This is a genomic window from Microbacterium sp. Y356, assembly GCF_059445355.1.
In genome coordinates, this window is record NZ_JCAIUE010000001.1 from 2,285,268 (window position 1) to 2,308,844 (window position 23,577).

The 23,577-nt window shown below is 65.8% G+C and carries 21 protein-coding genes; 9 read left to right on the forward strand and 12 right to left on the reverse strand.

Annotation, left to right across the window (positions count from 1 at the left end):
• Position 1: 1 nt before the first annotated feature.
• The gene (locus AC1C2Q_RS11035) at positions 2-1,273 is read left to right on the forward strand and encodes a glycosyltransferase family 4 protein (protein WP_495450114.1); all 1,272 of its coding nucleotides are present in this window, start codon (positions 2-4) and stop codon (positions 1,271-1,273) included.
• Positions 1,274-1,377: 104 nt separating this feature from the next.
• Entirely contained in the window at positions 1,378-2,505 is a 1,128-nt protein-coding gene (locus AC1C2Q_RS11040) for an AI-2E family transporter (RefSeq protein WP_495431161.1), read from the forward strand.
• A gap of 82 nt (positions 2,506-2,587) precedes the next feature.
• Here the strand turns inward: AC1C2Q_RS11040 and AC1C2Q_RS11045 are convergent, their stop codons facing one another.
• Entirely contained in the window at positions 2,588-3,091 is a 504-nt protein-coding gene (locus AC1C2Q_RS11045) for a hypothetical protein (protein ID WP_495450115.1), read from the reverse strand.
• 56 nt (positions 3,092-3,147) lie between these two features.
• Positions 3,148-3,309 (reverse strand): hypothetical protein, encoded by a 162-nt coding sequence (locus AC1C2Q_RS11050; RefSeq protein ID WP_495450116.1) that lies wholly within the window; start codon positions 3,307-3,309, stop codon positions 3,148-3,150.
• Between the two features lie 110 nt (positions 3,310-3,419).
• On the opposite strand from AC1C2Q_RS11050, the gene AC1C2Q_RS11055 reads away from it, so the two are divergent.
• On the forward strand, positions 3,420-4,388 hold the full coding sequence (locus AC1C2Q_RS11055; RefSeq protein WP_495431165.1) for a GlxA family transcriptional regulator: 969 nt from the start codon (positions 3,420-3,422) through the stop codon (positions 4,386-4,388).
• Between the two features lies 1 nt (position 4,389).
• On the opposite strand, the gene AC1C2Q_RS11060 is transcribed toward AC1C2Q_RS11055, so the two are convergent.
• Positions 4,390-5,079, reverse strand: a complete 690-nt coding sequence (locus AC1C2Q_RS11060) for an NRDE family protein (RefSeq protein WP_495450117.1) — start codon at positions 5,077-5,079, stop codon at positions 4,390-4,392.
• 136 nt (positions 5,080-5,215) lie between these two features.
• Between AC1C2Q_RS11060 and coaBC the strand changes: the two genes are divergently transcribed.
• From coaBC to AC1C2Q_RS11085, 5 genes are all read left to right on the forward strand, one after another.
• On the forward strand, positions 5,216-6,499 hold the full coding sequence (gene coaBC / locus AC1C2Q_RS11065; RefSeq protein WP_495450118.1) for a bifunctional phosphopantothenoylcysteine decarboxylase/phosphopantothenate--cysteine ligase CoaBC: 1,284 nt from the start codon (positions 5,216-5,218) through the stop codon (positions 6,497-6,499).
• 56 nt (positions 6,500-6,555) lie between these two features.
• Positions 6,556-8,751, forward strand: a complete 2,196-nt coding sequence (locus tag AC1C2Q_RS11070) for an ATP-dependent Clp protease ATP-binding subunit (protein WP_495431167.1) — start codon at positions 6,556-6,558, stop codon at positions 8,749-8,751.
• 354 nt (positions 8,752-9,105) lie between these two features.
• A complete protein-coding gene (locus tag AC1C2Q_RS11075) occupies positions 9,106-10,674 on the forward strand; it encodes a Re/Si-specific NAD(P)(+) transhydrogenase subunit alpha (RefSeq protein ID WP_495450119.1) in 1,569 nt (522 codons plus the stop codon).
• Positions 10,671-12,083, forward strand: coding sequence for a Re/Si-specific NAD(P)(+) transhydrogenase subunit beta (gene pntB, locus AC1C2Q_RS11080; RefSeq protein ID WP_495450121.1), 1,413 nt, complete (start codon positions 10,671-10,673; stop codon positions 12,081-12,083). The genes AC1C2Q_RS11075 and pntB overlap by 4 nt, the downstream gene beginning before the upstream one ends.
• Positions 12,084-12,268: 185 nt before the next feature.
• Complete coding sequence (locus tag AC1C2Q_RS11085; protein WP_495450122.1) at positions 12,269-12,769, forward strand: hypothetical protein; 501 nt, start codon at positions 12,269-12,271, stop codon at positions 12,767-12,769.
• Here the strand turns inward: AC1C2Q_RS11085 and AC1C2Q_RS11090 are convergent.
• The 6 genes from AC1C2Q_RS11090 to paaA are packed head-to-tail and all read right to left on the reverse strand — an operon-like array spanning position 12,756 to position 17,478.
• Positions 12,756-13,526 (reverse strand): enoyl-CoA hydratase/isomerase family protein, encoded by a 771-nt coding sequence (locus AC1C2Q_RS11090; RefSeq protein WP_495450123.1) that lies wholly within the window; start codon positions 13,524-13,526, stop codon positions 12,756-12,758. The genes AC1C2Q_RS11085 and AC1C2Q_RS11090 overlap by 14 nt on opposite strands.
• 38 nt (positions 13,527-13,564) lie before the next feature.
• The gene (gene paaE, locus AC1C2Q_RS11095; protein WP_495450124.1) at positions 13,565-14,665 is read right to left on the reverse strand and encodes a 1,2-phenylacetyl-CoA epoxidase subunit PaaE; all 1,101 of its coding nucleotides are present in this window, start codon (positions 14,663-14,665) and stop codon (positions 13,565-13,567) included.
• Between the two features lie 11 nt (positions 14,666-14,676).
• A complete protein-coding gene (gene paaD, locus AC1C2Q_RS11100; RefSeq protein ID WP_495450125.1) occupies positions 14,677-15,201 on the reverse strand; it encodes a 1,2-phenylacetyl-CoA epoxidase subunit PaaD in 525 nt (174 codons plus the stop codon).
• A complete protein-coding gene (gene paaC, locus AC1C2Q_RS11105; RefSeq protein WP_495450126.1) occupies positions 15,195-16,196 on the reverse strand; it encodes a 1,2-phenylacetyl-CoA epoxidase subunit PaaC in 1,002 nt (333 codons plus the stop codon). Before paaC ends, paaD begins: the two co-directional genes overlap by 7 nt.
• On the reverse strand, positions 16,193-16,498 hold the full coding sequence (gene paaB / locus AC1C2Q_RS11110) for a 1,2-phenylacetyl-CoA epoxidase subunit PaaB (protein WP_495450576.1): 306 nt from the start codon (positions 16,496-16,498) through the stop codon (positions 16,193-16,195). The genes paaC and paaB overlap by 4 nt, the downstream gene beginning before the upstream one ends.
• Complete coding sequence (gene paaA, locus AC1C2Q_RS11115) at positions 16,498-17,478, reverse strand: 1,2-phenylacetyl-CoA epoxidase subunit PaaA (protein WP_495450127.1); 981 nt, start codon at positions 17,476-17,478, stop codon at positions 16,498-16,500. Before paaA ends, paaB begins: the two co-directional genes overlap by 1 nt.
• 142 nt (positions 17,479-17,620) lie before the next feature.
• Here paaA and AC1C2Q_RS11120 point away from each other — a divergent pair, with 142 nt between their 5' ends.
• Positions 17,621-19,750 carry a RecQ family ATP-dependent DNA helicase gene (locus AC1C2Q_RS11120; protein ID WP_495450128.1) on the forward strand — a complete coding sequence of 710 codons (2,130 nt, stop codon included), beginning with the start codon at positions 17,621-17,623 and terminating at the stop codon, positions 19,748-19,750.
• Between the two features lie 17 nt (positions 19,751-19,767).
• Here AC1C2Q_RS11120 and paaZ read toward each other — a convergent pair whose 3' ends face one another.
• Genes paaZ through AC1C2Q_RS11135 form a run of 3 tightly spaced genes read right to left on the reverse strand, consistent with a single transcriptional unit; the run spans position 19,768 to position 23,500 of the window.
• Positions 19,768-21,843, reverse strand: a complete 2,076-nt coding sequence (gene paaZ / locus AC1C2Q_RS11125; protein ID WP_495450129.1) for a phenylacetic acid degradation bifunctional protein PaaZ — start codon at positions 21,841-21,843, stop codon at positions 19,768-19,770.
• The gene (locus tag AC1C2Q_RS11130; RefSeq protein ID WP_495450130.1) at positions 21,840-22,760 is read right to left on the reverse strand and encodes a 3-hydroxyacyl-CoA dehydrogenase family protein; all 921 of its coding nucleotides are present in this window, start codon (positions 22,758-22,760) and stop codon (positions 21,840-21,842) included. Before AC1C2Q_RS11130 ends, paaZ begins: the two co-directional genes overlap by 4 nt.
• Positions 22,757-23,500: an enoyl-CoA hydratase/isomerase family protein gene (locus AC1C2Q_RS11135; RefSeq protein ID WP_495450131.1), complete on the reverse strand. Its 744-nt coding sequence runs from the start codon at positions 23,498-23,500 to the stop codon at positions 22,757-22,759. The genes AC1C2Q_RS11130 and AC1C2Q_RS11135 overlap by 4 nt, the downstream gene beginning before the upstream one ends.
• Positions 23,501-23,577 lie beyond the last annotated feature (77 nt).

The window sequence follows — 23,577 nt, forward strand, 5'->3', positions numbered from 1 at the left end:
CATGCACATCGTCTTTTTCGGCGATCAGCACCTCGAGTCCCTCGGCGGAGCGCAGGTGTCGATGCGGTTGCAGCGACGATTCCTCGAACGTGCCGGCCATACGGTGACTGCTGTCGCGCCGAAGATGCATGCGCGCGGAATCGCGACGACGGATCCCGGATACCTGGACACACCGTCCATCCCGATCACCCTTGATCGTGAATACTCGATGTCATGGCCGGGACGTCGCACCGATCGTTTCCTTGACCGTGCCTTCGCTACCCGCCCGCCCGTCGACCTCGTGCACGTGCAGGGCGACTTCTGGGGTGCGTTCATCGGGCATCGATTCGCCCATCGCCACGGCATCCCGGTCGTGCACACGATGCACAATCGCGTCGATGTCGGCATGGCCGCGGTCACTCCGCTGCACAGGCAGGTGCTCGCCGTGCTGAATCTGTGGCGACGCCAGACGATGCGCGGCATTGGCTCACGGGTCAGCGGAAGCGACGGCTGGGCATTCCTTCGCGGTATCGCTCAGGGATCCAGTGCAGTCACCGCGCCCTCGGGTCATTTCGCACGACGGCTGGAACAGCACAGGGTCTTCGACAGTGTGGACGTGGTGTGGAACGGCATCGACGATGATTTGCTCGCCGAGACTCTTGCGGCCGAGACTCTTGCGGCCGAGACTCTCGCTGCCGAGACATCATCGTCTGCGCGAGACACCACGCCGGGTGTGGTGTCTCACGCGGTAGATGATGTTCCACGCACCAGGCGTCCGCGATTCGTGTGGCTCGGACGGATGAGTCCTGAGAAGAGGCTGCTCCCGTTCCTGGAGGCGGTTGTCGCATCTCAGGTGGATGCCGACATCGAAATCATCGGCGGCGGAGGGCAGCTGCGCGCAGCGGAGAAGATCGCCCGCCAGCATGCCGGGGTGCGATTCGCGGGGCGACTTAGCTATGCCGAGACCCTCGCCCGGATTGCCGCAGCGGATGCCGTGGTGCAGACCTCCATCGGGTTTGAAACTCAGGGGATGACGCCGTTCGAAGCGGCAGCCCTCGGCACTCCGACCATCGTCTGCGACCCTGACATCGCCGGTGAGCTGCGCGGCGGACTGTGGGCAGTTCCTGGGCCATCGGTCGCTGCGCTTTCCGAGACTCTGCAGCGTGCGGCATCCGACATCATGGCAGGAACCGCGCCGACTCCGGACTCCGAGGTCGCCGAGGCTTTCCGCCAGTCATCGCGCACCGCGGCGATGATCGAGATCTACGAGCGCGTGCTCGGCGAGCGTTCATAACTCCTCAGAGTCGAGTACGAATCACGGTCGCATGGGCGGTGTTGACGTTCACAACGCACATCGTTGAGGAGTTGTGAACGAGAACCGGCGGGTACGCTGGCCGAGTGACCAGCCCTTCAAGCGTGTCCGGCCCTGTTCTTTCGTCGAGCCTGCGAGTGCTGCTGACGCTCGCCGCATCAGTCGTCGTCATCGCCGGGCTTTCGTTCGCCCGCGAGATCGTCGGGCCCATCGCCCTGGCGATCGTGATCGTGGTCATCTGTGAACCGGCCCGCAGTGTGCTGACGCGCCGCGGGATGCCCACCTGGCTGGGATCCACGCTCGTCATAGCACTGGCGTACGTCATCCTGCTCGCGATGGGTGCGCTGCTGTGGTTCGCCGGAACGCAGTTCGCCCGCCTCGTCGTCGACCTCACCTCCGATAACGGTGTAATCGGCCAGTTCAACGAGTTCGTCGCATGGCTGGATGACCTCGGATTCGGGCAGGAGGCGACGGATGCCGTGAGTTCGCTGCTCGCGCCTGCGAACCTGCTGAAGATGGTGCAGAGCGTTGGAGGCACGGTCGTCGCCGTCGGCACCGCACTGTTCTTTGTCTTCGCATACATCATCTTCATGGCGGTGGATGCGGCACGCTACCGCCACGCGCCTGCCGTGTTCGGAGCAACGCGCAGCCACGTCATCGGACGCATCACGCTGCTGAATCGTGGCATCCGCCGGTATTACATCGTCAACGCGAGTTTCGGCGCGATCGTGGCGATCATCGACGGCCTCGCACTGTGGTGGATGGGGGTACCGGCTCCCATCGTGTGGGCGATCCTCGCGTTCGTGACGAACTTCATCCCGAATGTCGGTTTCATCCTGGGTCTGGTGCCGCCAGCGATCCTCGCATTCGCCGTCGGCGGCTGGCCGCTGCTGCTCGGTGTCGTCGCCGTGTACAGCGTCGTCAACGTCGTGCTGCAGGTGCTCGTGCAGCCGAAGTTCGTCAGCGACGCCGTTGATCTCAGCCTCACGCTGAGTTTCTTCTCGGTGATCTTCTGGACCTTCGTGATCGGGCCGCTCGGCGCGATCCTGTCGATCCCGTTGACGCTGCTCGCCCGCGCACTCGTGCTGGAGGGCAACCCGGATGCGCTCTGGCTGCGCTGGGTCACGGGCGATCGAACGGCCGTACCGCCGCCGGAGCCCGAAGCTGTGCCGGTACGGCAGCGACGCCGGCGCCGGTGGATCTGGTCGCGCTGATCTGGCCGCGCTGATCTTCGCTAACGCTGATCGGCGTCGACGCTGATCCGTTCTGGCGCTGATCGGCGGCAGGTAGCGGAGCTCAGTAGAACAGAGCGCCCAGCGAGCTGATGAGGAAAGAGAGGATGCCGCCCGCGACGCCGGCGATGCCGAGGCCGACGGCGATACCTGCCTGTCCGTGCGGAACGCCGACTCGCTTGAGGCCGACCAGGCCGAAGACCAGGGCGGCCAATGCGGCGATGAACACGAGAAGTGAGCCGAAGCCAGCGAAGATCGAGACGATCTGGAAGCCGACACTGCGGATCGTGATCTGAACGATCACGCTCATCAGCAGGCTCAGCGCCAAGCCGGTGAGCCCGATGATGAAGCCGATCCGTCCGGGAGTGTTGCCACCGGTTGAGTCTGGGCGTGATGGATGCGCGCTCTGCCCGTTCAGCACGTAGCCCTGCTGGGCAGCGGGCGGCTGGGGCTGGCTCTGGTAATACGGCTGCGCGGCTGCCGAGGGCGGTGTCGGATGCCCGGGTTGCGGGTGCTGACCGGGCTGGGACGCATACGGCGGAACCGGGGGCCGCTGAGGATCGCTCATGCCGTCGAGACTAGTCGCGACCAGGAACCTGGCCGCGGGTAGGCGGCGTCCAACCATCAGCGGTAGCTGATCGAGGCCTCGGCGCTGTCGAGGGCGTCGCGGTCGGCGACGCGCGACCAATCGGTGGCGACCGCGTGGAAACCATCGCGACGGAGTTCGACGACGGTGGCGATGAGTCCGACGAGGGCAAGTACTGCGAGGAGGATGAGAATGGACATGGCAGAAAAGCTACGCCTGTTGATTTCGTGCCACTAGTGGCAGAATTGACATAGGTCATCGAAAAACTGCCAAACTGGGCAAGGTCACACATCGTCGTTGAAGGAGCACCATGAGAACAGTCGCCTGCATCGTCCAAGACGGCTTCGCACCGTTCGAGTTCGGTGTCGCCTGCGAGGCGTTCGGCCTTGATCGATCAGATGACGGCGTCCCGAACTTCGACTTCCGTGTCGTTGCCGTCGAGGCGGGGGTCGTGGCATCCAAGTTGGGGTTCTCTATCAACGTCGAGAACGACCTCTCCTTCGCCTATGAGGCCGACCTCGTCGTCGTCTGTCCGATCCCCCGTGAATGGTGGGGTGCCACAGACCCACGCATTCTCGATGTGGTGCGGGATGCCGCGGCCAGGGGTGCCTGGCTGCTCAGCGTCTGCAGTGGCTCATTCGTCATCGCGGAAGCGGGCGTGCTCGACGGACGACGGGCGACGACACACTGGAAGTACACCGACGAGATGACGGCGATGTTCCCGCTGGTCGATGTCGACCCTGACGTGCTGTTTGTGCAGGATGGTCGCATCATCACCAGTGCGGGCACCGCGGCGGGCCTTGATGCCTGCCTGCACCTGCTGCGCCAGGAGATCGGCGCCGAGCTCACGAATCGTGTCGCGCGGCGCATGGTCGTGCCGCCGCAACGAGATGGCGGTCAGGCGCAGTACATCGATCGACCGATCGCTACGGTGCAGAACGACTCGCTCGCGGCTATCACCGACTGGACCATGGAGAATCTGCGCGAGGATCTGACGGTCGACCAGCTCGCCTCACGCGCGCACATGTCGCCTCGTACTTTCGCGCGTCGCTTCAAAGCAGAGCATGGCGCGACACCGGCGGCCTGGCTGGCGCGCCAGCGGATCATTCAGGCGCAGCGGATGCTGGAGCGCACCGACCTGGGTCTCGACGAGATCGCGCAGGAGTGTGGCTTCGGCTCGGCCGCAGTGCTGCGCCAGAACTTCGCCCGCGTACTCTCAACGACGCCGACCGCGTACCGCACGCTGTTCGCATGCGTCGCGGACGAATCGGCGGCCTGAGCTACCAGCGGCCAGGTGCCGACAGATCTGATTCGTGCACCTCTACGCCGGAATGATTCACCGCGGCGACGCAGTACAGCAGTGACTGGGTCGGATAGCCGTGCGGCCGGTTGTCTCGGATGATCGCCGCATCATCAGTGGGGTCAAGAACGGTGGATGCCGCGAGCATGTCGATCCATTCGCTTTCCCAGGCATCCGTCCGAGCGGCGTGAGCACGAAACTCCGGCAACCAGCGCGCGATGCGTGCGGTCGCCGGATCATCCAGACCGTCGTGCGCAATCATGTGCACACCGTGCGGAACCGGAGTCTCGCGCAGACTCTCGCCGTCCCACGACAGCACGCGAGCGGAGTCGGGTCCGACTTCGAGCAGGTTGAATCCGTGCATCGGCAGTGGAGCGACTGGCCCCCGGCCGGCAACGGACTCCAGCGCGAGACTGCCCCGGCTGAGTACCTGATCCTCGGGCAGGTCGAGGGTGTCGGCCCGGTTCAGGAGCACGGCGAGGCGTCGGGTCGCCGGGTTAGCGGCGAGCCAGGCACCGCCAGCGCGGCGGTCGCGGATGCCGATCACCCCCGGGTATTGCTCGGGCCACCACGGGCCGAGCGAATCCCACGCACGTTCGGGATCCTCGTCACGGACCGCAAGTAGACGCGACCCTCCGGGCTCAGCGACATCGATCACGACCGTACACACGCGGCCAGTCTAGGTGGCCGCGGTCCGGTGTCGAGCCTTGGCTCTGCCGCGCGCTCGGGCGGAGAAAACACGGTTGGGCGGAGCCCCAGCTCTCAAAGCTCAGCCCATCGCTGCGTTCTCCGCCCATCGCTGCGGGATGGATCCGCGCGGCGTGGGTGTGTTGCGACAGGATCCTCCAGAGGCCCACAGCGATGCGCAGCTCAGGCAGAATCAAGGAATGAACATCGTCGTTGGAGTCACGGGCGGCATTGCCGCATACAAGACCGTTCACCTGGTGCGCCTGCTGATCAAGGCCGGTCACGAAGTCACGGTGATTCCGACCGATGATGCGTTGCGGTTCGTGGGCGCACCGACGTGGGAGGCGATCAGTCGCAATCCGGTCACCACGAGCGTGCATGACGACGTCGCGAAGGTTCGGCACGTCGCTCTCGGCCAGGCCGCTGAGCTCGTAATCATCGCTCCGGCAACGGCCAACACGATCGCGAAGATGACGGCGGGGCTTGCCGATGATCTGCTCGGGACGACTCTGCTGGCGACAACGGCGCCGGTCGCGATCGCCCCGGCCATGCATACGGAGATGTGGCGGCATCCGGCAACGCAAGCCAACATCGCGACCCTCCGCGAACGCGGCGTGCACGTGCTGGGGCCGGGCGACGGCGAGCTGACCGGCGGCGACTCGGGACCAGGTCGGATGCTCGAGCCGGAGGACATCTTCGATGCCGCTCTTGCACTGCTTGCTCCGCAGGATCTTGCCGGACTCCGCGTTGCTGTGTCTGCCGGTGGCACGCGCGAGCCGATCGACCCGGTGCGCTTCCTCGGCAATCGCTCCAGCGGCAAGCAGGGCGTCGCGCTCGCCGCCGAAGCCGCAGCCCGCGGTGCCGAGGTCGATCTGGTCGCTGCGAACATTGCGTCTGACGTGCTCGCCGAGGCGCGGCATCCGCGAATTCGGGTGCATCCGGTCGGCACGGCTGCGCAGTTGGGTGAGGCGATGAGGGATGCCGCGGCATCCAGAGATGTGGTCATCATGGCGGCGGCCGTCGCGGACTACCGCCCGGCCGAGGCCTCGGAACAGAAGCTGACCAAGGAAAGCGGTGTTCTCGACCGCATCGATCTGGTCGAGAACGAAGACATCGTGGCGGGGCTTGCCGCGGCGCGCGCGCAGGGCCAGACCATTGTGGCCTTCGCCGCCGAAACCCTGCGTGACCCGGAGGAGCGGCGCGAGCGAGCCCGTCGCAAGCGCGCGCGCAAGGGAGTCGACCTGCTCGCCGTGAACCTCGCGGATGCCGAGCACGGCTTCGAGAAGGCAGACAACGCGGTGGAGATCATCGGCGCAGAGGGAGTGGTCGTGGCATCCGCCGAAGGTTCAAAGCGCGAGGTCGCTCGCGTGATTTGGAATGCCGTGCGCGCAGTGCGCGGGTGAGGTAAAGTTGCGCCAACGCGACTCAACTTGATGAAAACTTCACTGGAGGGAATGCGATGACCAACCCCGCACAGCCGCAACAGGACGACCAGCAGTCTGCACTTGAACAGTTCGGCATCAACCTGACCGACCAGGCCCGCCAGGGCAAGCTCGACCCGGTGATTGGCCGTGACAGCGAGATCCGGCGCGTCAGCCAGGTGCTCACCAGGCGCACGAAGAACAACCCAGTGCTCATCGGCGAACCAGGTGTCGGGAAGACCGCCGTCGTTGAGGGGCTCGCACAGCGGATCGTCGCGGGGGATGTCGCAGAATCGCTCAAGGACAAAGATGTCATCACCCTCGACATCTCCGCTCTCGTCGCCGGCGCCATGTATCGGGGCCAGTTCGAGGAGCGGCTGAAGCAGGTACTCAAAGAGATCACCGAATCCGAAGGTCAGATCATCACCTTCATCGACGAGCTGCACACGCTGATGGGCGCTGGCGGCGGCGAGGGATCGGTCGCGGCATCCAACATGCTCAAGCCGATGCTCGCCCGCGGGGAACTGCGCCTTATCGGTGCCACCACGCTCAACGAATACCGTGAGTTCATCGAGAAGGATGCCGCGCTTGAGCGCCGCTTCCAGCAGGTGTACGTCGGTGAGCCAACGGTCGAGGACACCATCGCGATTCTGCGCGGGCTCAAGGAACGATACGAGGCGCACCACAAGGTCGCGATCTCGGACAACGCGCTGGTCGCCGCGGCATCCCTGTCGAACCGCTACATCCCCTCGCGTCAACTGCCGGACAAGGCGATCGACCTGATCGATGAGGCAGCATCCAGGCTGCGCATGGAGATCGACTCGGCCCCTGTAGAGATCGACGAACTGCGCCGTTACGTCGACCGGCTGAGGCTCGAAGAGCTCGCGCTCAAGAAGGAGAAGGATGACGCATCCAAGGAGCGCCTCGCCGCGCTCCGCGAAGACCTTTCTGCGAAGCAGGCGACGCTCGGCGAGTTGCAGGCGCGGTGGGAACTCGAGCGCGCCTCGCTGAACAAGGTCGGCGATCTTAAGGCCCGCTTGGATGCCGCCCGCGGCGATGCGGAACGTGCTCAGCGCGAGGGCAATCTCGAGAGGGCATCGCGCCTGTTGTACGGGGAAATCCCCGCGCTCGAACGCGAAGTGTTCGCGGCAGAGCAGTCCGAGGGTAACGGTGACGGTCGCATGGTCAATGACCAGGTCACCGAAGAGGACATCGCCAGCGTCATCGCGGCGTGGACCGGCATCCCAGTCGGTCGTCTTCTGCAGGGCGAAAGCGAGAAGCTGCTGCATCTGGAGGCTGAGCTCGGCAAGCGACTGGTCGGTCAGAAAGAGGCCGTCGGGGCGGTTGCGGATGCGGTGCGCCGCTCACGCGCGGGCATCAGTGACCCAGGCCGGCCGACCGGATCGTTCCTGTTCCTCGGCCCGACCGGTGTCGGCAAGACCGAACTCGCCAAGGCGCTCGCCGACTTCCTCTTCGATGATGAGCACGCCATGGTGCGCATCGACATGTCGGAGTACGGCGAGAAGCACTCGGTGTCGCGGCTCGTCGGCGCCCCTCCCGGGTACATCGGCTATGAGCAGGGTGGTCAGCTCACCGAGGCCGTGCGCCGCCGCCCGTACAGCGTCGTGCTGCTGGATGAGGTCGAGAAGGCGCATCCAGAGGTGTTCGACGTGCTGTTGCAGGTGATGGACGACGGTCGCATGACCGACGGCCAGGGGCGGACGGTGGACTTCTCGAACGTCATCCTGATCCTCACCTCGAACCTGGGCTCGCCGATCCTCATCGACCCGATGCTGTCGCTCGACGACAAACGGGAGCGCGTCATGGCGCTGGTGCGTCAGGCGTTCAAGCCGGAGTTCGTGAACCGCCTCGATGACATCGTCATTTTCCAGGCGCTCACTGAGGATGATCTCGCGCAGATCGTCGAACTGTCGGTTGATCAGCTGCACACGCGGCTGCGCGAGCGCCGGCTCACACTGGCTGTCACACCCGATGCCCGAGCGTGGCTCGCCGAGCGCGGCTACGACCCGGTGTACGGGGCGCGGCCGCTGCGCCGGCTCATCCAGAATGAGGTGCAGAACAAGCTCGCCACGGGGTTGCTCTCCGGCAGGGTGCGCGACGGTGACACCGTGCGCGTGGACGTGTCTGCCGACGGTGCGGGGCTGGTGCTGACGAGCGAGGGGCCGCCTGAAGTTGAGGACGAGGTCGTCGAGGCGGAGCTGATCGACGACTGAGGCAGATTCCGTGCGCGAGGGCGGCCGGGCTCGTGGCCCGGGGCCCCTGGCGGCGGCCCCGGGCCCCGGCCCGGTCCCGGTCCCGGCGCGGACGCGTCCTGCAGCTGATGCGGGAATGAAAACCCGGCTCCGAGCGCCTTCGGAGCCGTTTTTTCATTCCCCCACGCGCGCGGCCGGCGCTGGAGTCGGTGTCAGACTTTCACAAATCTCAAAGAGCGCGATTCTTTCGAGTCCGAGGGCCGCAATCCTTGCCGAACCTGCACGTCCGGCCCAATATGGTCGTAAGTCAAGTGCCCCGCGCCGGCCCGATCTGGGTGGCCGGCTGATGGCCCGCGACGTGCAAGGGAGCAGTGGATGATGCGAATCGGCATCGTGAAGGAACAGAGCGGTGAGACGAGAGTCGCCGCGACGCCGCAGACGGTGGGTGCGCTGCGAGGGCTCGGCTACGACGTCGCGGTCGAACGGGGCGCTGGCGCGGCATCCGCCTTCCTGGATGATGCGTACGCCGCGGCTGGCGCCGAGATTGTGGAGGCCGATGAGGCGTGGTCGTCACCGATCCTGTTGAAGGTGAACGCCCCGACGGATGCCGAGATTGCTCGCATCGCGGACGGCGCAACGTTGATCGCGCAGCTCAGCCCGAACCTGAAGCCAGAGCTGCGTCAGGCTCTCGCGACGCGGGGGATCACGGCGCTCGCGCTGGATGCGGTGCCGCGCATCTCGCGCGCGCAGTCGATGGATGTGCTCAGCTCGATGTCGAACATCTCCGGTTACCGTGCGGTGATCGAGGCGGCGAATGAGTTCGGGCGCTTCTTCACCGGCCAGGTGACCGCGGCGGGCAAGGTGCCGCCGGCGAAGGTGCTCGTCGCCGGTGCAGGTGTCGCCGGTCTCGCCGCCATCGGTGCGGCCTCGAGTCTCGGCGCGATCGTGCGTGCGACTGATCCTCGCCCGGAAGTTGCAGATCAAGTGAAGTCGATCGGTGGGACGTATCTCTTAGTCTCTGTTCCCGATGAGCAGAAGGAGGTCTCCTCCGACGGCTATGCCAAGGCGACCAGCGAGGCCTACGATCGTCGGGCCGCTGAGCTCTATTCCGAGCAGGCCGCCGACGTCGACATCATCATCACCACGGCGCTGATTCCGGGGCGCGCAGCGCCCAGACTGATCACCGCAGCTGACGTCGCCGGCATGAAGCCGGGCAGCGTCATCGTCGATATGGCCGCGGCGCAGGGCGGCAACGTCGAAGGCTCCGTCGCGGGTGAGAAGTACGTGACCGAGAACGGTGTGATCATTCTCGGCTACACGGACTTGGCCGGGCGTCTGCCCACCCAGGCCTCGCAGCTGTACGGCACGAACCTCGTCAACCTGCTGAAGCTGTTGACGCCGGAGAAGGACGGCCAGCTCACACTCGATTTCGATGATGTGGTGCAGCGGGCGGTGACGGTGGTGCGTGACGGTGAAGAGACCTGGCCTCCGCCTGCCGTGCAGGTATCAGCGGCTCCTGCGGCCGCCGCAGTCGAGGTCGTCGAGGTCGCGCCGAAGCGCACCCTCGGCGCTCGCGGCAAGGCCGCGCTGATCATCGCGGGCATTGCCGCATTGTTCCTCGTGAACGCGGTCGCACCCGCTCCGCTGCCGCAGCATTTCACGGTGCTGTTGCTGTCGATCGTGATCGGGTTCTACGTGATCGGCAAGGTGGCGCACGCTCTGCACACACCGTTGATGAGCGTCACGAACGCCATTTCCGGCATCATCGTGGTCGGTGCGGTCGTGCAGATCGCGAGCCCGAACCTCGTGGTGCAGATTCTCTCCGCGGTGGCTGTGCTCGTGGCATCCATCAATATCTTCGGTGGCTTCGCGGTGACCAGAAGGATGCTGAAAATGTTCTCCAAGGGTCCTGAGCAATCCGCGGATAAGGGGGCCCGTCGATGAGCGCCGTTGAGATCTCGGCATCCGTTGCCGGAGCTGCGTACATCGTCGCGGCACTGCTTTTCATCATGAGCCTCGCCGGCCTCAGCCGGCACGACTCCGCTCGCTCGGGCGTTGGTTACGGCATTGCCGGAATGGTCATCGCTCTCGTCGCTACGGTCTGGGTCACGTTCCAGGGGGCGTGGGCACAGCCGCAGGCCCTCACCGGTCTGGTGCTGCTCGTTGTCGCGATGGTGGTCGGCGCGAGCATCGGTCTCTGGCGCGCACGCAAGGTCGAGATGACCGGGATGCCGGAACTCATCGCACTGCTGCACAGCTTCGTTGGTCTCGCCGCGGTATTGGTCGGCTGGAACGGGCACCTCGCCGCTCCCGACTACACCGGCGCGCTGGCCGATATCCACCACGGCGAAGTGTTCATCGGCATCTTCATCGGTGGTGTGACTTTCACTGGCTCCATCGTCGCGTTCCTGAAGCTCTCGGGGCGGATGTCGTCGAAGCCGCTCATGCTGCCGGGCAAGAACGTGCTGAACCTCGGTGCGATCGCCGTCTTCATTGCGCTGACCGTCTGGTACGTGATCACCCCTGGCCTCGCGCTGCTCATCGTCGTGACGCTGCTCTCGCTAGCTCTCGGCTGGCACCTGGTCGCGTCGATCGGCGGTGGGGACATGCCGGTGGTCGTCTCGATGCTCAACAGCTACTCGGGATGGGCGGCCGCGGCAGCGGGCTTCTTGCTGAACAACGACCTGCTCATCGTCACCGGCGCGCTGGTCGGCTCCTCCGGTGCGTATCTGTCGTACATCATGTGCAAGGCGATGAACCGCTCCTTCATCTCGGTGATCGCCGGAGGTTTCGGCATCGCAGCGCCCACAGGCACCGAGGTCGACCACGGCGAGCACCGTGAAATCGATGCGGCATCCGTCGCCGACATGCTCAGAGAAGCATCGACCGTTGTGATCACGCCCGGCTACGGAATGGCCGTCGCTCAGGCGCAGCATCCGGTCGCCGAGCTCACGCAGAAGCTGCGTGACCGAGGGGTGGATGTGCGATTCGGCATCCATCCGGTCGCCGGTCGTCTGCCAGGGCACATGAATGTGCTGCTGGCGGAGGCCAAGGTGCCGTACGACATCGTCCTCGAAATGGACGAAGTCAACGATGGCCTGGCATCCACCGCCGTCGTGCTCGTGATCGGCGCGAACGACACGGTCAACCCCGCCGCGGCGGAAGATCCTTCAAGCCCCATCGCCGGGATGCCGGTGCTGCGGGTGTGGGAGGCAGAGAACGTCATCATTTTCAAGCGATCGATGGCGTCCGGTTACGCGGGCGTGCAGAATCCGCTGTTCTTCCGCGACAACGCGCAGATGCTGTTCGGTGATGCCAAGGAGCGCGTCGACGACATCCTCCGCGTGCTCTAACGCCGCGCGTCCCGCCGGCTGCCGCCGCCGCCGCTGCCGCCGAGAACACGCAAACCGTCCTTCCACATGCTTGGGAAGGACGGTTTGCGTGTTCTCGACGCTCGGATGCCGGATGGCCCCTGGCGGAATGGTGGCCGCGGGTGCGTGTTCTCGACGCTCGGATGCCGTGCGCTAGTCTCGGCGGCATGAGACTCTCCGGCCGGTTCGTTCGCGTCTTCCAATGGATCGCGCCCGTGCTCCTCCCACTCCTCGTCTTGTTCGGGCGAGGGTTGCTGGGGGCGCCGATGGGCTGGATGTTGTTTATCGGCATATTTGCCGCACCGTTCGTGATCATCGCGTTGTTTATCCCTCCGATCATCGTGGCCTTCGATCGCGACGCGAAGGCGGGACGCAGTACACGGCTGGGCTACAACGTCGCGAGCTGGGTTATTTGGGGTGCACTGCTCGTGATGATGCTCACGCTCACTGACGGCGGCGACTCCCCGCCCGTCGGGTCTGTGCTCTCCACCTGGGGGCTGGCGAACGATGCCGTGACCGGCGTGCTCTTCGTCGCCGCGATGTTCGCCGTCTTCATCGGCTGGATCGTGGCGTTGGTGTACGCCATCGCCGGTGTCGTGGCGTCCCGCAGCGAGGTGCGGGTTGCCCCCGGAGCCCAAACAGTGGTCCCGCCGCTCACTGGCCGGTGAATTGGGGCTGCCGCTTCTGCTGGAATGCGGCGAAGCCTTCGCGGTAGTCGGCGGTGTCGCGTAGAGCCGCCTGGTTCGCGTTCTCGGCGGCGACGGCATCCCAGAGTGCGAGGCGCTCATCGCGCAACCGGGCGACAAGCGACTTACTGGCCAGGAACGCCTGCGTCGCGCCGGTGGCGGCCCGGGATGCCGCGGCATCTGTCGCGGTCGTGACCTCATCAGCGGGGAACACCTGTGAGAATAACCCCGACTGCACAGCTTCGGCGCCGCTCATGAGACGTCCGGTGTAGATGAGGTCGAGCGTCTTGTGCGCGCCGAGACGCTCGAAGAACAGCGCGTGCCCGCCTGAGTCGAGCGTCGCGCCGAGCGCGGCGAACGGGGAGCCGATCTTCGCGGTGTCGGCGACGTAGACGACATCCGTTGCGATCAGCAGCCCGAGCCCGACGCCGAGGCAGGCGCCGTGTGCGGCGGCGAACGTTGGGGCAGGGAATGCGGACATCTTCTTGAGCAGCGGAGTCACGAGGCCGTCGAGGTAGCCGGTGACATCGTCAGTGACGGGGTCGACTCCGGCGATGTCGCGTCCAGCGCAGAAGCCAGCGCCCTCGCCACGCAGTACGAGCGCACGGACACCTGCCGCCGCGGCCTCGTCATATGCAGACCCAAGGTCAGTGAGAGCCTGCTCGTTGAGGGCGTTGCGCTTCTCTGGAGCATTCAGCACGACGTGGGCGACCGCGTCGGTGATGGTCAGGTCGATCATGTTCGCTCCTTCATTCAGGCATTCAGGCATTCAGACGTTTAGGCGTCGTAATCGACGACGACACTCTTTGTCGTCGGGTGGGATTGGCAGGTCAGCACGAAACCCCGCTCGATCTCGTCCGGCTCGAGCGCGAAGTTCTGCGTCATACGCACCTCGCCCTCCACGAGTCGTGCGCGACACGTGCCGCAGACACCGCCGGCGCACGCGAACGGCACGTCACCACGGACGCGCAGTGCAGCATCCAGAATCGCCTCATTGGCCGAGGCCGGAGACTCCACTGTGGACGACAGCCCATCGAGGGTGAATTCGATGCGGCGCATCTCGTCACCCTCGTTCACGATGACGGGGCGTCCGCGGTCAACGCGAGGACCGTCGGCATCACTCGTGAAGAGTTCGAAACGGATGCTGGAGGAGGGCACACCGCGGTGTTCGAGCGTCTCGCGGCACAGCGCGACGAGATCGAATGGCCCGCACAGGAACCACTCGGTGACGGTGTCCGGCGGCAGCAGCCCGTCGAGGATTGCGCCCAGCTTCTCCGCGTCAATGCGACCGGAGAGCAGAGGAGCAGTGCGCTGCTCGCGAGAAAGCACATGATGGAGAGCAAGACGGGCCGGGTAACGGTCCTTCAGATCGGCGAGCTCGTCGAGGAACATGACGTCCTGCGTGGCGCGGTTGGTATAGACGAGGCTGACCTGCGCCGTCGGTGAGGATGCCAGCACATGAGCGGCCAGCGCCATCATCGGTGTGATGCCCGAACCAGCCGCGATGCCGGCGATATGTGCCCCGGTGAGGTCGGGAAGGTTCGTCGTGAAGGTTCCCTCCGGACTCATCACTTCGATGCGCTCACCGGGAGACAGGTGCTCGTGTGCCCACACTGAAAACAGGCCGCCGAGGTCGCGCTTGATCCCTACGCTGATGTGGCCGGGGGTCGGCACCCGGCAGATCGAATAGCTGCGCCGCACCTCTCTTCCGTCGACATGTGCGCGCAGTGCGACGTACTGCCCTGGCAGGTATTCGTAGTCGCTCTGCAGCTCCGGCGGCACGGTGAAGGTCACCTCGATGCTCTCCGGGGTCAGCGGCCTGACCTCAGAGACCACGAGTTCATGGAAGCGCCCTCGGCGGCGGACGGTCGTATTCATCAGCGCGGTGTTCACAGCACTTTGAAGTGGTCGAAGGGTTCGAGGCAGGCACGGCACTCGAAGAGCGACTTGCAAGATGTCGAGCCGAACCGGGAGACCTCGCGAGTGTCGAGGGATCCGCAACGCGGGCACTTCACCGCGAGCCGAAGGCGGATTGGGCCCTGACCGATCAGACCCTGCCCATTCAGACCCTGCCCGGTCGCCGCGCGGGTATGTGGGGGAGCGATGCCATAGTCGCGGAGCTTCTGCTTTCCGGCATCCGTCATCCAATCGGTCGTCCACGCGGGCGACAGAGTGGTTCGCACCACGACGTCGTCGAACCCGGCGGCGGTCAGCGCGAGCACGACATCGTCGCGCATGGTGTCGAGAGCGGGGCAGCCGCTGTAGGTGGGGGTGAGCGTGACGATCACGCGCTCACCGTCGACGGCGACCTCGCGGAGCACGCCGAGATCCTCGATCGTGAGGACGGGGACCTCAGGGTCGGTGACGGTCGCGGCGATCTGCCAGGCCATGTTCCGTGATGCGAGGGTCACCATGATGCCCCCGGATGTTGCCTCGCCAGCACCTGCATCTCGGCAAGCAGATGCCCCATCTCTGGAAAGTGGCTTCCGCGGCGACCGCCGCCTGCTGATGCGTGTACCTCTGGAATCTCGAGTGCGGCCTCGGCGAACACTGCTGCGATCACGGCATCGAAGCCGTCGCGCAGTGTCGACGGTCGCACCGCGATCCCGTCCAACTCGTCGATCAGTGGTTCATCGCGGAACAGCTCATCGACGTATGGCCAGACGTTGCCGATTGCGCGGATCATCCGGCCGCGTGACTCTGCGGTGCCGCCGGCCAGGCGCAGCGTCCACTGCACCGCGTGGTCGCGATGGTAATCGACCTCCTTCAAGGCCTTCTCGGCGACTGCGGCGAGCGTCGCATCCGTCGAGGAGCGAAGCGCCGAGTACAGCTCGAACATGTAGGCGGATGCCGCGAGCTGCCGCGCAATCGTCTGCGCGAAGTCGCCGTTGGGCTGCTCGAACAGCCACGCGCTGCGGAACTCCGACTCATCGCGGAAGTACGCCAGATCGTCTTCGCTTCGGCGGTTGGCGGTGCCTGCGTAATGCAGCAGAGAACGCGCGTGGCCCAGCAGGTCGAGCGCGATGTTGCCGAGCGCGACGTCCTCTTCGAGCTCGGGGGCATGCGCGATCCACGCACCGAGTCGTTGGGAGAGGATCAGAGCGTCATCGCCGAGCCAGAGCGCGTACTCAGCGGTGGCCATCGTGGCGACCGACGCGTCGGCCCCGGTCAGTTCGTCGGCGAGGTCGAGCGCATCCACGGTAACTGCGCCGTGCGGGAGGGGGCGCACATTGTCGCTCGTGCGCGGGGAGGGGTCGCGGATGGTCGCTTCGCCCGCTCCGATGCGGCCATCTGCGACCCCTGCAGGTGGAGCGGATGAATCGCGGCGCGAGGAGGGGTCGGAGATTGTCGCCTCGGCCGGGTCAATCCGGCCATCTGCGACACCTGCCGCGTGCGTGTCATCAGTCATAGGTGCGGCACCCCCTCGGATGCCGTGTAGTACACCGCGTGGCGGTAGTTCTTGCCCGCAGGGCTCTCGAAGAACGCGCCCTTGGCATCCGGATCGCTCGTGGTGATGGCATCCGCTGGCACGACCCAGATCGAAGTACCCTCGCCGCGCCGCGTGTACAGGTCACGGGCGTTGCGGATCGCGAGCTCAGCATCCGGCGCGTGCAAGGAACCGGCGTGCACGTGACTCATGCCTCTGTTCGCGCGGACGAACACCTCCCAGAGCGGCCACGGCTCGGTGAGGTCGGTGCCCGGTGTCGCCATCACGCCACCGCCTTCGCTGCGCGCATTTCCTGCTTCCTGGCATACTCCGAAGCCGCTTCGCGCACCCAGGCGCCCTCTTCGTGGGCCTCGCGACGCGCTCGCAGCCGCTCGGCATTCATCGGCCCGTTGCCGCCGAGTACCTCGAAGAACTCGGTCCAATCGATCTCGCCGCCGATGTACTGCTGGGTCTCGTCGTCGAAGTGCAGTTCAGGATCTGGCAGGGTGATGCCGAGGATCTCGGCCTGCGGCACCAGCATCCCGATGAAGCGCTGACGCAACTCATCGTTCGAGAAGCGCTTGATGTTCCACGCCATCGATTGCGCAGAGTTCGGAGAATCGCCATCGGGAGGCCCGAACATCATCAGGCTGGGCCAGTACCAGCGGTCCACGGCATCCTGCGCCATCTTCTGCTGCGCATCCGTGCCCTTCATGAGGGTGAGCAGAATCTCGAAACCCTGTCGCTGGTGGAAGGATTCCTCTTTGCACACGCGGATCATCGCGCGCCCATACGGCCCGTACGATGCTCGGCACAGCGGCACCTGATTGCAGATCGCGGCGCCGTCGACGAGCCAGCCGATCGCGCCCATGTCGGCCCAGGTCGGGGTCGGGTAGTTGAAGATCGACGAGTACTTCGCCCTGCCGGTGATCAGCTGATCGGTCATCTCCTCGCGAGTGATGCCGAGGGTTTGGGCTGCGGAGTAGAGGTACAGGCCATGGCCTGCTTCGTCTTGCACCTTCGCCATCAGGATCGCCTTGCGCTTCAGGCTCGGCGCCCGCGTGATCCAGTTGCCCTCGGGCTGCATGCCGATGATTTCCGAGTGTGCATGCTGTGAGATCTGGCGGATCAGCGCGCGGCGGTAGGCATCCGGCATCCAATCGCGCGGTTCGATCCGAGAATCTGCCGCGATGATCTCGTCGAAGCGGCGCTGTTCGTCGGAGTATTCCTCCTCGACGGATGAAGGACCTTTGGGGGCGGTCATCTTCGGCTCCTTTGCCATACACGTCTTTACTGACCGATCGTTTAGTTATTCTCCCATAGTGGGTCGGGGAGTGCAAAGGCCGTTCGGTCGAGGCGACGCGAGGGGCGAACGCGATGTCAGTCGAGTGAGGCAGAGTGGGGACATGACATTCGACGCGCCGAGCTCACCCGCACCTACAGCGGATACTCGCGACGCAGCCCTCGCTGCGCTGCGCGACCTGGTGGGGCGCCCTGATGTCTCGTTCCATGACGGGCAGTACGAAGCGATCGAGGCGCTGGTGGCAGAGCGTCGGCGGGCGCTCGTCGTGCAGCGAACGGGATGGGGAAAGTCCGCGGTGTACTTCGTCGCGACCCTGCTGCTGCGTAAGCAGGGTGCGGGTCCGACGGTGCTCGTTTCGCCTCTGCTGGCGCTCATGCGCGACCAGGTCGCTGCAGCCGAGCGGGCCGGCGTTCGTGCGGTCGCGATCAACTCGACGAACGCGCATGAGTGGAGCGACGTGCTCGCCAGTCTCGACCGCGATGAGGTCGACGTGCTGCTGGTCTCGCCGGAGCGGCTCAATAATCCCGCATTCCGTGAGCAGCAGTTGCCTGCCCTTGTGAAGCGCATCGGCATGCTCGTCGTCGATGAGGCGCACTGCATCAGTGATTGGGGGCACGACTTCCGCCCCGACTATCGACGGTTGCGCGATCTCATCGCACAGATGCCCGCCGAGGTGCCCGTGCTCGCTACGACGGCGACCGCGAACAGCCGCGTCGTGGCGGATGTCGCGGAGCAACTGGGAACAGGTCCGACGGGCGGAGGCGAGGTGCTCACCATTCGCGGGCCTCTCGCGCGTGCATCGTTGCGGCTCGGCGTGCTGCGATTGCCCGACGCCTCGAGTCGTCTGGCATGGCTGCTCAGCCACCTCGACGAACTGCCTGGTTCTGGCATCATCTACACGCTGACCGTAGCGGCGGCGGTCGACACTGCTCGTCTGCTGCGCGAGCGCGGCCACGAGGTGCGCGCCTACACCGGGCAGACCGACACCGATGAGCGGATGGAATCGGAGGGCATGCTGAAGCGCAACGAGGTGAAGGCACTCGTGGCAACCAGCGCGCTCGGGATGGGCTTCGACAAGCCCGACCTCGGATTCGTGTTGCACCTCGGCGCGCCCTCGTCACCGGTCGCGTACTACCAGCAGGTCGGGCGCGCGGGGCGCGCGAGTGAGAGCGCTGACGTGCTCCTCCTTCCCGGCGTTGAAGACCGTGACATCTGGCACTATTTCGCAACGGCCTCGATGCCGAATCAGGAGCGCGCCGAGCGCGTGATCGCTGCGTTGGGCGACTCGCCCGTCTCGACTCCGGCGCTCGAGGCGATGGTCGACATCCGCCGCACGCCACTTGAACTGCTGCTGAAGGTGCTTGACGTCGACGGCGCCGTGCGCCGAGTGCAGGGCGGCTGGGTCGCCACCGGCGAGCCGTGGGCCTATGACGCGGAGCGCTATGAGCGCATCGCTGCCGAGCGTCTCGCCGAGCAGCAGCACATGATCGACTACGAGCAGACTGGCGGGTGCCGCATGGAGTTCCTCCAGCGTTCGCTCGACGACGACACGGCTGTGCCGTGCGGTCGGTGCGACAACTGTGCAGGCATCTGGTTCCCTCGGGAAATCGCGACAGCCGCGAGCGCGGTGGCCGCCGAATCGCTCGACAAGGTCGGCGTCGCCATTGAACCTCGACGTGCGTGGCCGACCGGTGCTGACCGTCTCGACGTCCCTGTGAAGGGGCGCATCTCTGCTGCGGAGCAGGCCACTGAGGGCAGGGCGCTCGCGCGTCTGACCGACCTCGGATGGGGTGGCACGCTGCGCGCGCTGTTCGCGGCCGGCGCTCCCGATGAGCCGATCTCGCCGCAGATGCTCGCGGCGTGTGTTCGGGTGCTCGCCGAGTGGGGTTGGGCAGAACGTCCGGTCGCTGTCGTCGCTATGCCTTCGCGCTCCAGGCCACTCCTCGTCGATTCGCTCGCTCGAGGACTCGCAGAGGTCGGGCGACTGCCCTACATCGGGGCACTCGAGCATGCGAGTGGCGGCCCGACTGGCCAGCCGGGCGGAAACAGTGTGTTCCGCCTCGCCGGACTCTGGGACCGCTTCAGGGCCGATGGGCTCGAGATTCCTGCGGGCCCGATCCTGCTCGTTGACGACCAGGCCGACAGTCGGTGGACGTTGACTGTCGCCGCCCGCATCCTGCGTCAGTCCGGCGCGACCGAGGTGCTGCCGTTCGTGCTCGCGCTGCGCGGGTGACGGGGCGGGATGCGTGACTACCCCTTCTTCACGGTGCTCTTCTCCGCAGCGCCCTTTTCGACCAGGGTCAGTACGTCGTAGGTCGCGACGGTGTCATCGTTCTGATTGCGGATCACGGCATCCCAGCACACTTCGCCGTAGTCATCCGTCTCACGCGGAGTGATTTTCTTGGCAGTTAGCTCGACACGGATGCTGTCGCCGGGCGAAACCGGAGTCACGAAGCGCAGGTTCTCCAGCCCGTAGTTCGCCAGCACCGGCCCTGGCTCTGGATCCACGAAGAGCCCCGCAGCCCACGACACCAGGAGGTAGCCGTGCGCGACGCGTCCGGGGAAGAAGGGGTTGGCGGCGGCCGCTTCCTCGTCCATGTGAGCGTAGAAGGTGTCTCCGGTGAAGTGCGCGAACGTCTCGATGTCGTCGAGGCTCACTTCGCGGGATGCGGACGAGATTCGGTCGCCCAACCGCAGCTCGGCCAAGGATTTCCGGAAGGGATGGATGCCGTCTTCCCTGACGGCAGCGCCCGCGTGCCACACTCCGGTCAATGCCGTGAGCATGTCGGGGGAGCCTTGCACGGCCGTGCGCTGCATGTGGTGCAGTACGGCGCGGATGCCACCCAACTCCTCGCCCCCACCGGCCCGGCCCGGCCCGCCGTGCACGAGACCCGGCAAGGGGGAGCCATGACCTGTGGATGAGCGCGCATCGTCACGATCGAGGAACAGCACACGCCCATTGGATGCCGCGATCCCGGCCATGATCTCCGTCGCGAATGCTGCGTCGTGTGTGGCGACACTCGTGACGAGTGAACCGCCGCCGCGCGCGACGAGGGTCGCCGCTTCGGAGGAGGTGTCGTAGGTCAGCAGCGATGCGACCGGGCCGAACGCTTCCACCTCGTGTACGGCATTCGTCTGTGCGTCATCGAATCGCAGCAGCATCGGTGAAACGAAGGCGCCGTCTGCCGACACCGAGGCGGGCGGCTCGGTGGACCCGACGACGATCCGCCCACCGGCATCCTGCAGCACCCGCACCTGCCGCAGCACCTCGTCGCGCTGCGCGAGCGATGCCAGGGGACCCATCGTGACGGCCTCGTCGCGCGGGTCACCGATCACCACCTTGTCGGCGATCCGAGCGCGGACGGCGTCGATCACGGCATCAGCTTGCCCGGTCGGCACGAGCGCTCGCCGGATCGCGGTGCACTTCTGCCCGGCTTTCGACGTCATCTCCATGACAAGCTGGCGCACGTAGGCATCGAACTCGGCCGTGCCCGCCACGGCATCCGGGCCGAGCACCGAGGCGTTGATGGAATCTGTCTCGGCGGTAAATCGCACGCCGGCGGGGGTGCGCTCGCGCAGCGCTGAAGCGGTCGACGCGCTGCCGGTGAATCCGACGGCATCGCCCAGACGCAGGTTCTCGAACAGCGTTGGCACGCTGCCGCTCACGAGCTGCAACGATCCCTCGGGCAACAGGTTCGAGTCGACCAGGATGCGCACGAATGCCTCGGCGAGATAGCCGGTCGGCGTCGCCGGTTTCACCAGTGTCGGCATCCCGGCGAGGAAGGCGGGCGCGAACTTCTCCAGTGACCCCCACACCGGAAAGTTGAATGCGTTGATCTGCACGGCGACACCGGGCAGTCGTGTGTAGACATGTCGGCCGAGGAAGCTGCCATCCTTCGACAGCGGCTCGACCGGGCCGTCGACGTACACCTGCGCGTTCGGCAGCTCGCGTCGGCCCTTGCCTGAGTACGCGAACAGCACGCCGATGCCGCCGTCGATGTCTACCCAAGAGTCAGCTTTCGTCGCTCCTGTTCGCGCGGACAACGCGTACAGCTCGTCTTTGCGTTCGGTCAGCGCCAGGGCGAACTGCTTCAGCAAAACCGCTCGCTGGTGGAAGGTCAGCGTGCCGAGCGTCGCCTGTCCGGTGGTGCGCGCGTAGTCGAGCGCGGCGGCGAGATCGAGGCCATCCGTGCTCACGCTCGTGACTTCCTCGCCAGTGGTGGCATCGCGCACGATGCTCGCTCCGGTCGCGGCTCCGCCCATGGCTCCGGTCGCGGTGGGTGTCCACCACGAACCCTGCACGTAGCTCGGCAGGATCTCGGTCATCTCGCATCCCATCTGTAGAAGCCTTCACCGCTTTTGCGGCCGAGTTTTCCCTCCGCCACCATTTGGCGCAGCAGGACGGGCGGGGCGAAGCGCTCGCCGAGGGTGGCGTGCAGTTCTTCCGCGATACCCAGGCGCACGTCGAGTCCGACGATGTCGGTCGTGCGCAACGGACCCATCGGATGCCGGTAACCGAGCTCCATCGCGGTGTCGATGTCTTCGGCGGATGCTACGCCAGCATCGAGCATTCGGATCGCCTCGAGAGCGAGCACGAGACCGAGCCGGCTGGATGCGAAACCGGGGGAGTCGCGCACCAGGATCGGGGTCTTGCCGAGCGCCTCGACCCACCCGTGAGCCTGCGCCGTGACGGCAGGATCGGTGGCTGTGCCGGCGACGATCTCGACGAGGGCGGATGCCGGGACGGGATTGAAGAAGTGCAACCCGAGGAAGCGTTCTGGGCGCGCGAGAGATGCCGCCAAGAAGTCGATCGAGATCGATGAGGTGTTCGACGCGAGCACGGCGGTCGGGGCGAGCACCCTCTCGATGCGCGCGAGTGCTTTGGTCTTCAGGCCGCGGTCTTCCGGAACGGCCTCGATCACGAGGTCGCAGTCAGCGAAATGGGTGATCTCGGTGCTGAGATGCAATGCGGCGTGCAGTTCGTCGGCGGAGGCGCGGGGCGCCCTGTGCTCACTGGCACTGCGCTGTTCACTGGTTTCGCGCTCGATGGATCGCTCCACGTTCTCGCGGATCCGCAGTGCCGCGGCATCCGATGCCTCTTGGTCTCGTTCGACGACCAGCACTTCGCTGCAGGCCAGCAGGAAGGCGTGGGCGATGCCGGCGCCCATGCGTCCGCCGCCCAGCACTCCAACTCTCAGATCGCCGGCATTCAGAACCCCGCCATTCAGAACCCCGACCGTCATCTGTGGCCGCGTCTCTCGAGGAACTCGGTCATCCGGCGCATCTTCTCTGGACTCTCGAACAGCTCCGCCTGCAGGTCGCCGTCGAGCGCGGGGTGGGCGTCGCGGGGTGCGCGCAGGGCGGTCTTGGTGTGTCGGATGGCGAGGGGGTCGGCCGCGGCGATCCGATCGGCGATCGTGTGCGCAGCCGCGAGTAGATCGGCGGGAGGATGGATGCCGGAGATCAACCCCGCAGCCAGCGCCTCGTCGGCGGTGAGCGCACGCCCGGTGAGCAGCATCTCGCTGGCCAGGCCCCCGCCGATGATCTCGCGCAAGCGCCAGGTGGCACCGGCCGCGGCCATGATTCCGAGGCATGGTTCGGGGTTGCCGATCTTCAGAGTCGGAGTCGCGATGCGGATATCGGCGGCGTAGGCGAGTTCGGCGCCGCCACCGAGTGCGTAGCCGTCGAGTGCGGCGATCACTGGCATCGGCAATTCGTGGATGCGGATGAACGCGCCCGCATTGATGGCGCGATGCGCGTCTTCGGCGCGGCGGGCGCGCAACTGAGTGATGTCTGCTCCGGCGGCGAAGACGCCGTCTGTTCCGGTGAGGATCAGTGTGCGGGGTTCGGCTTCGAGTTCCTCGCAGAGGGCGTGGAACGCGTCGATCATCTCGCGGTCGATCGCATTGCGTTTGTCTGGTCGGTTCAGTTGAGCGATGACACGGTCAGAGTGGCGTTCAATGACGAGGGGGATCTCGTTCATCTGCGCTCCTGACTGAATCTTGGGTTGGTCAGGAATTTCTGACCATTCGTTCAGTATTTAATTATGGCAAGGAAGTG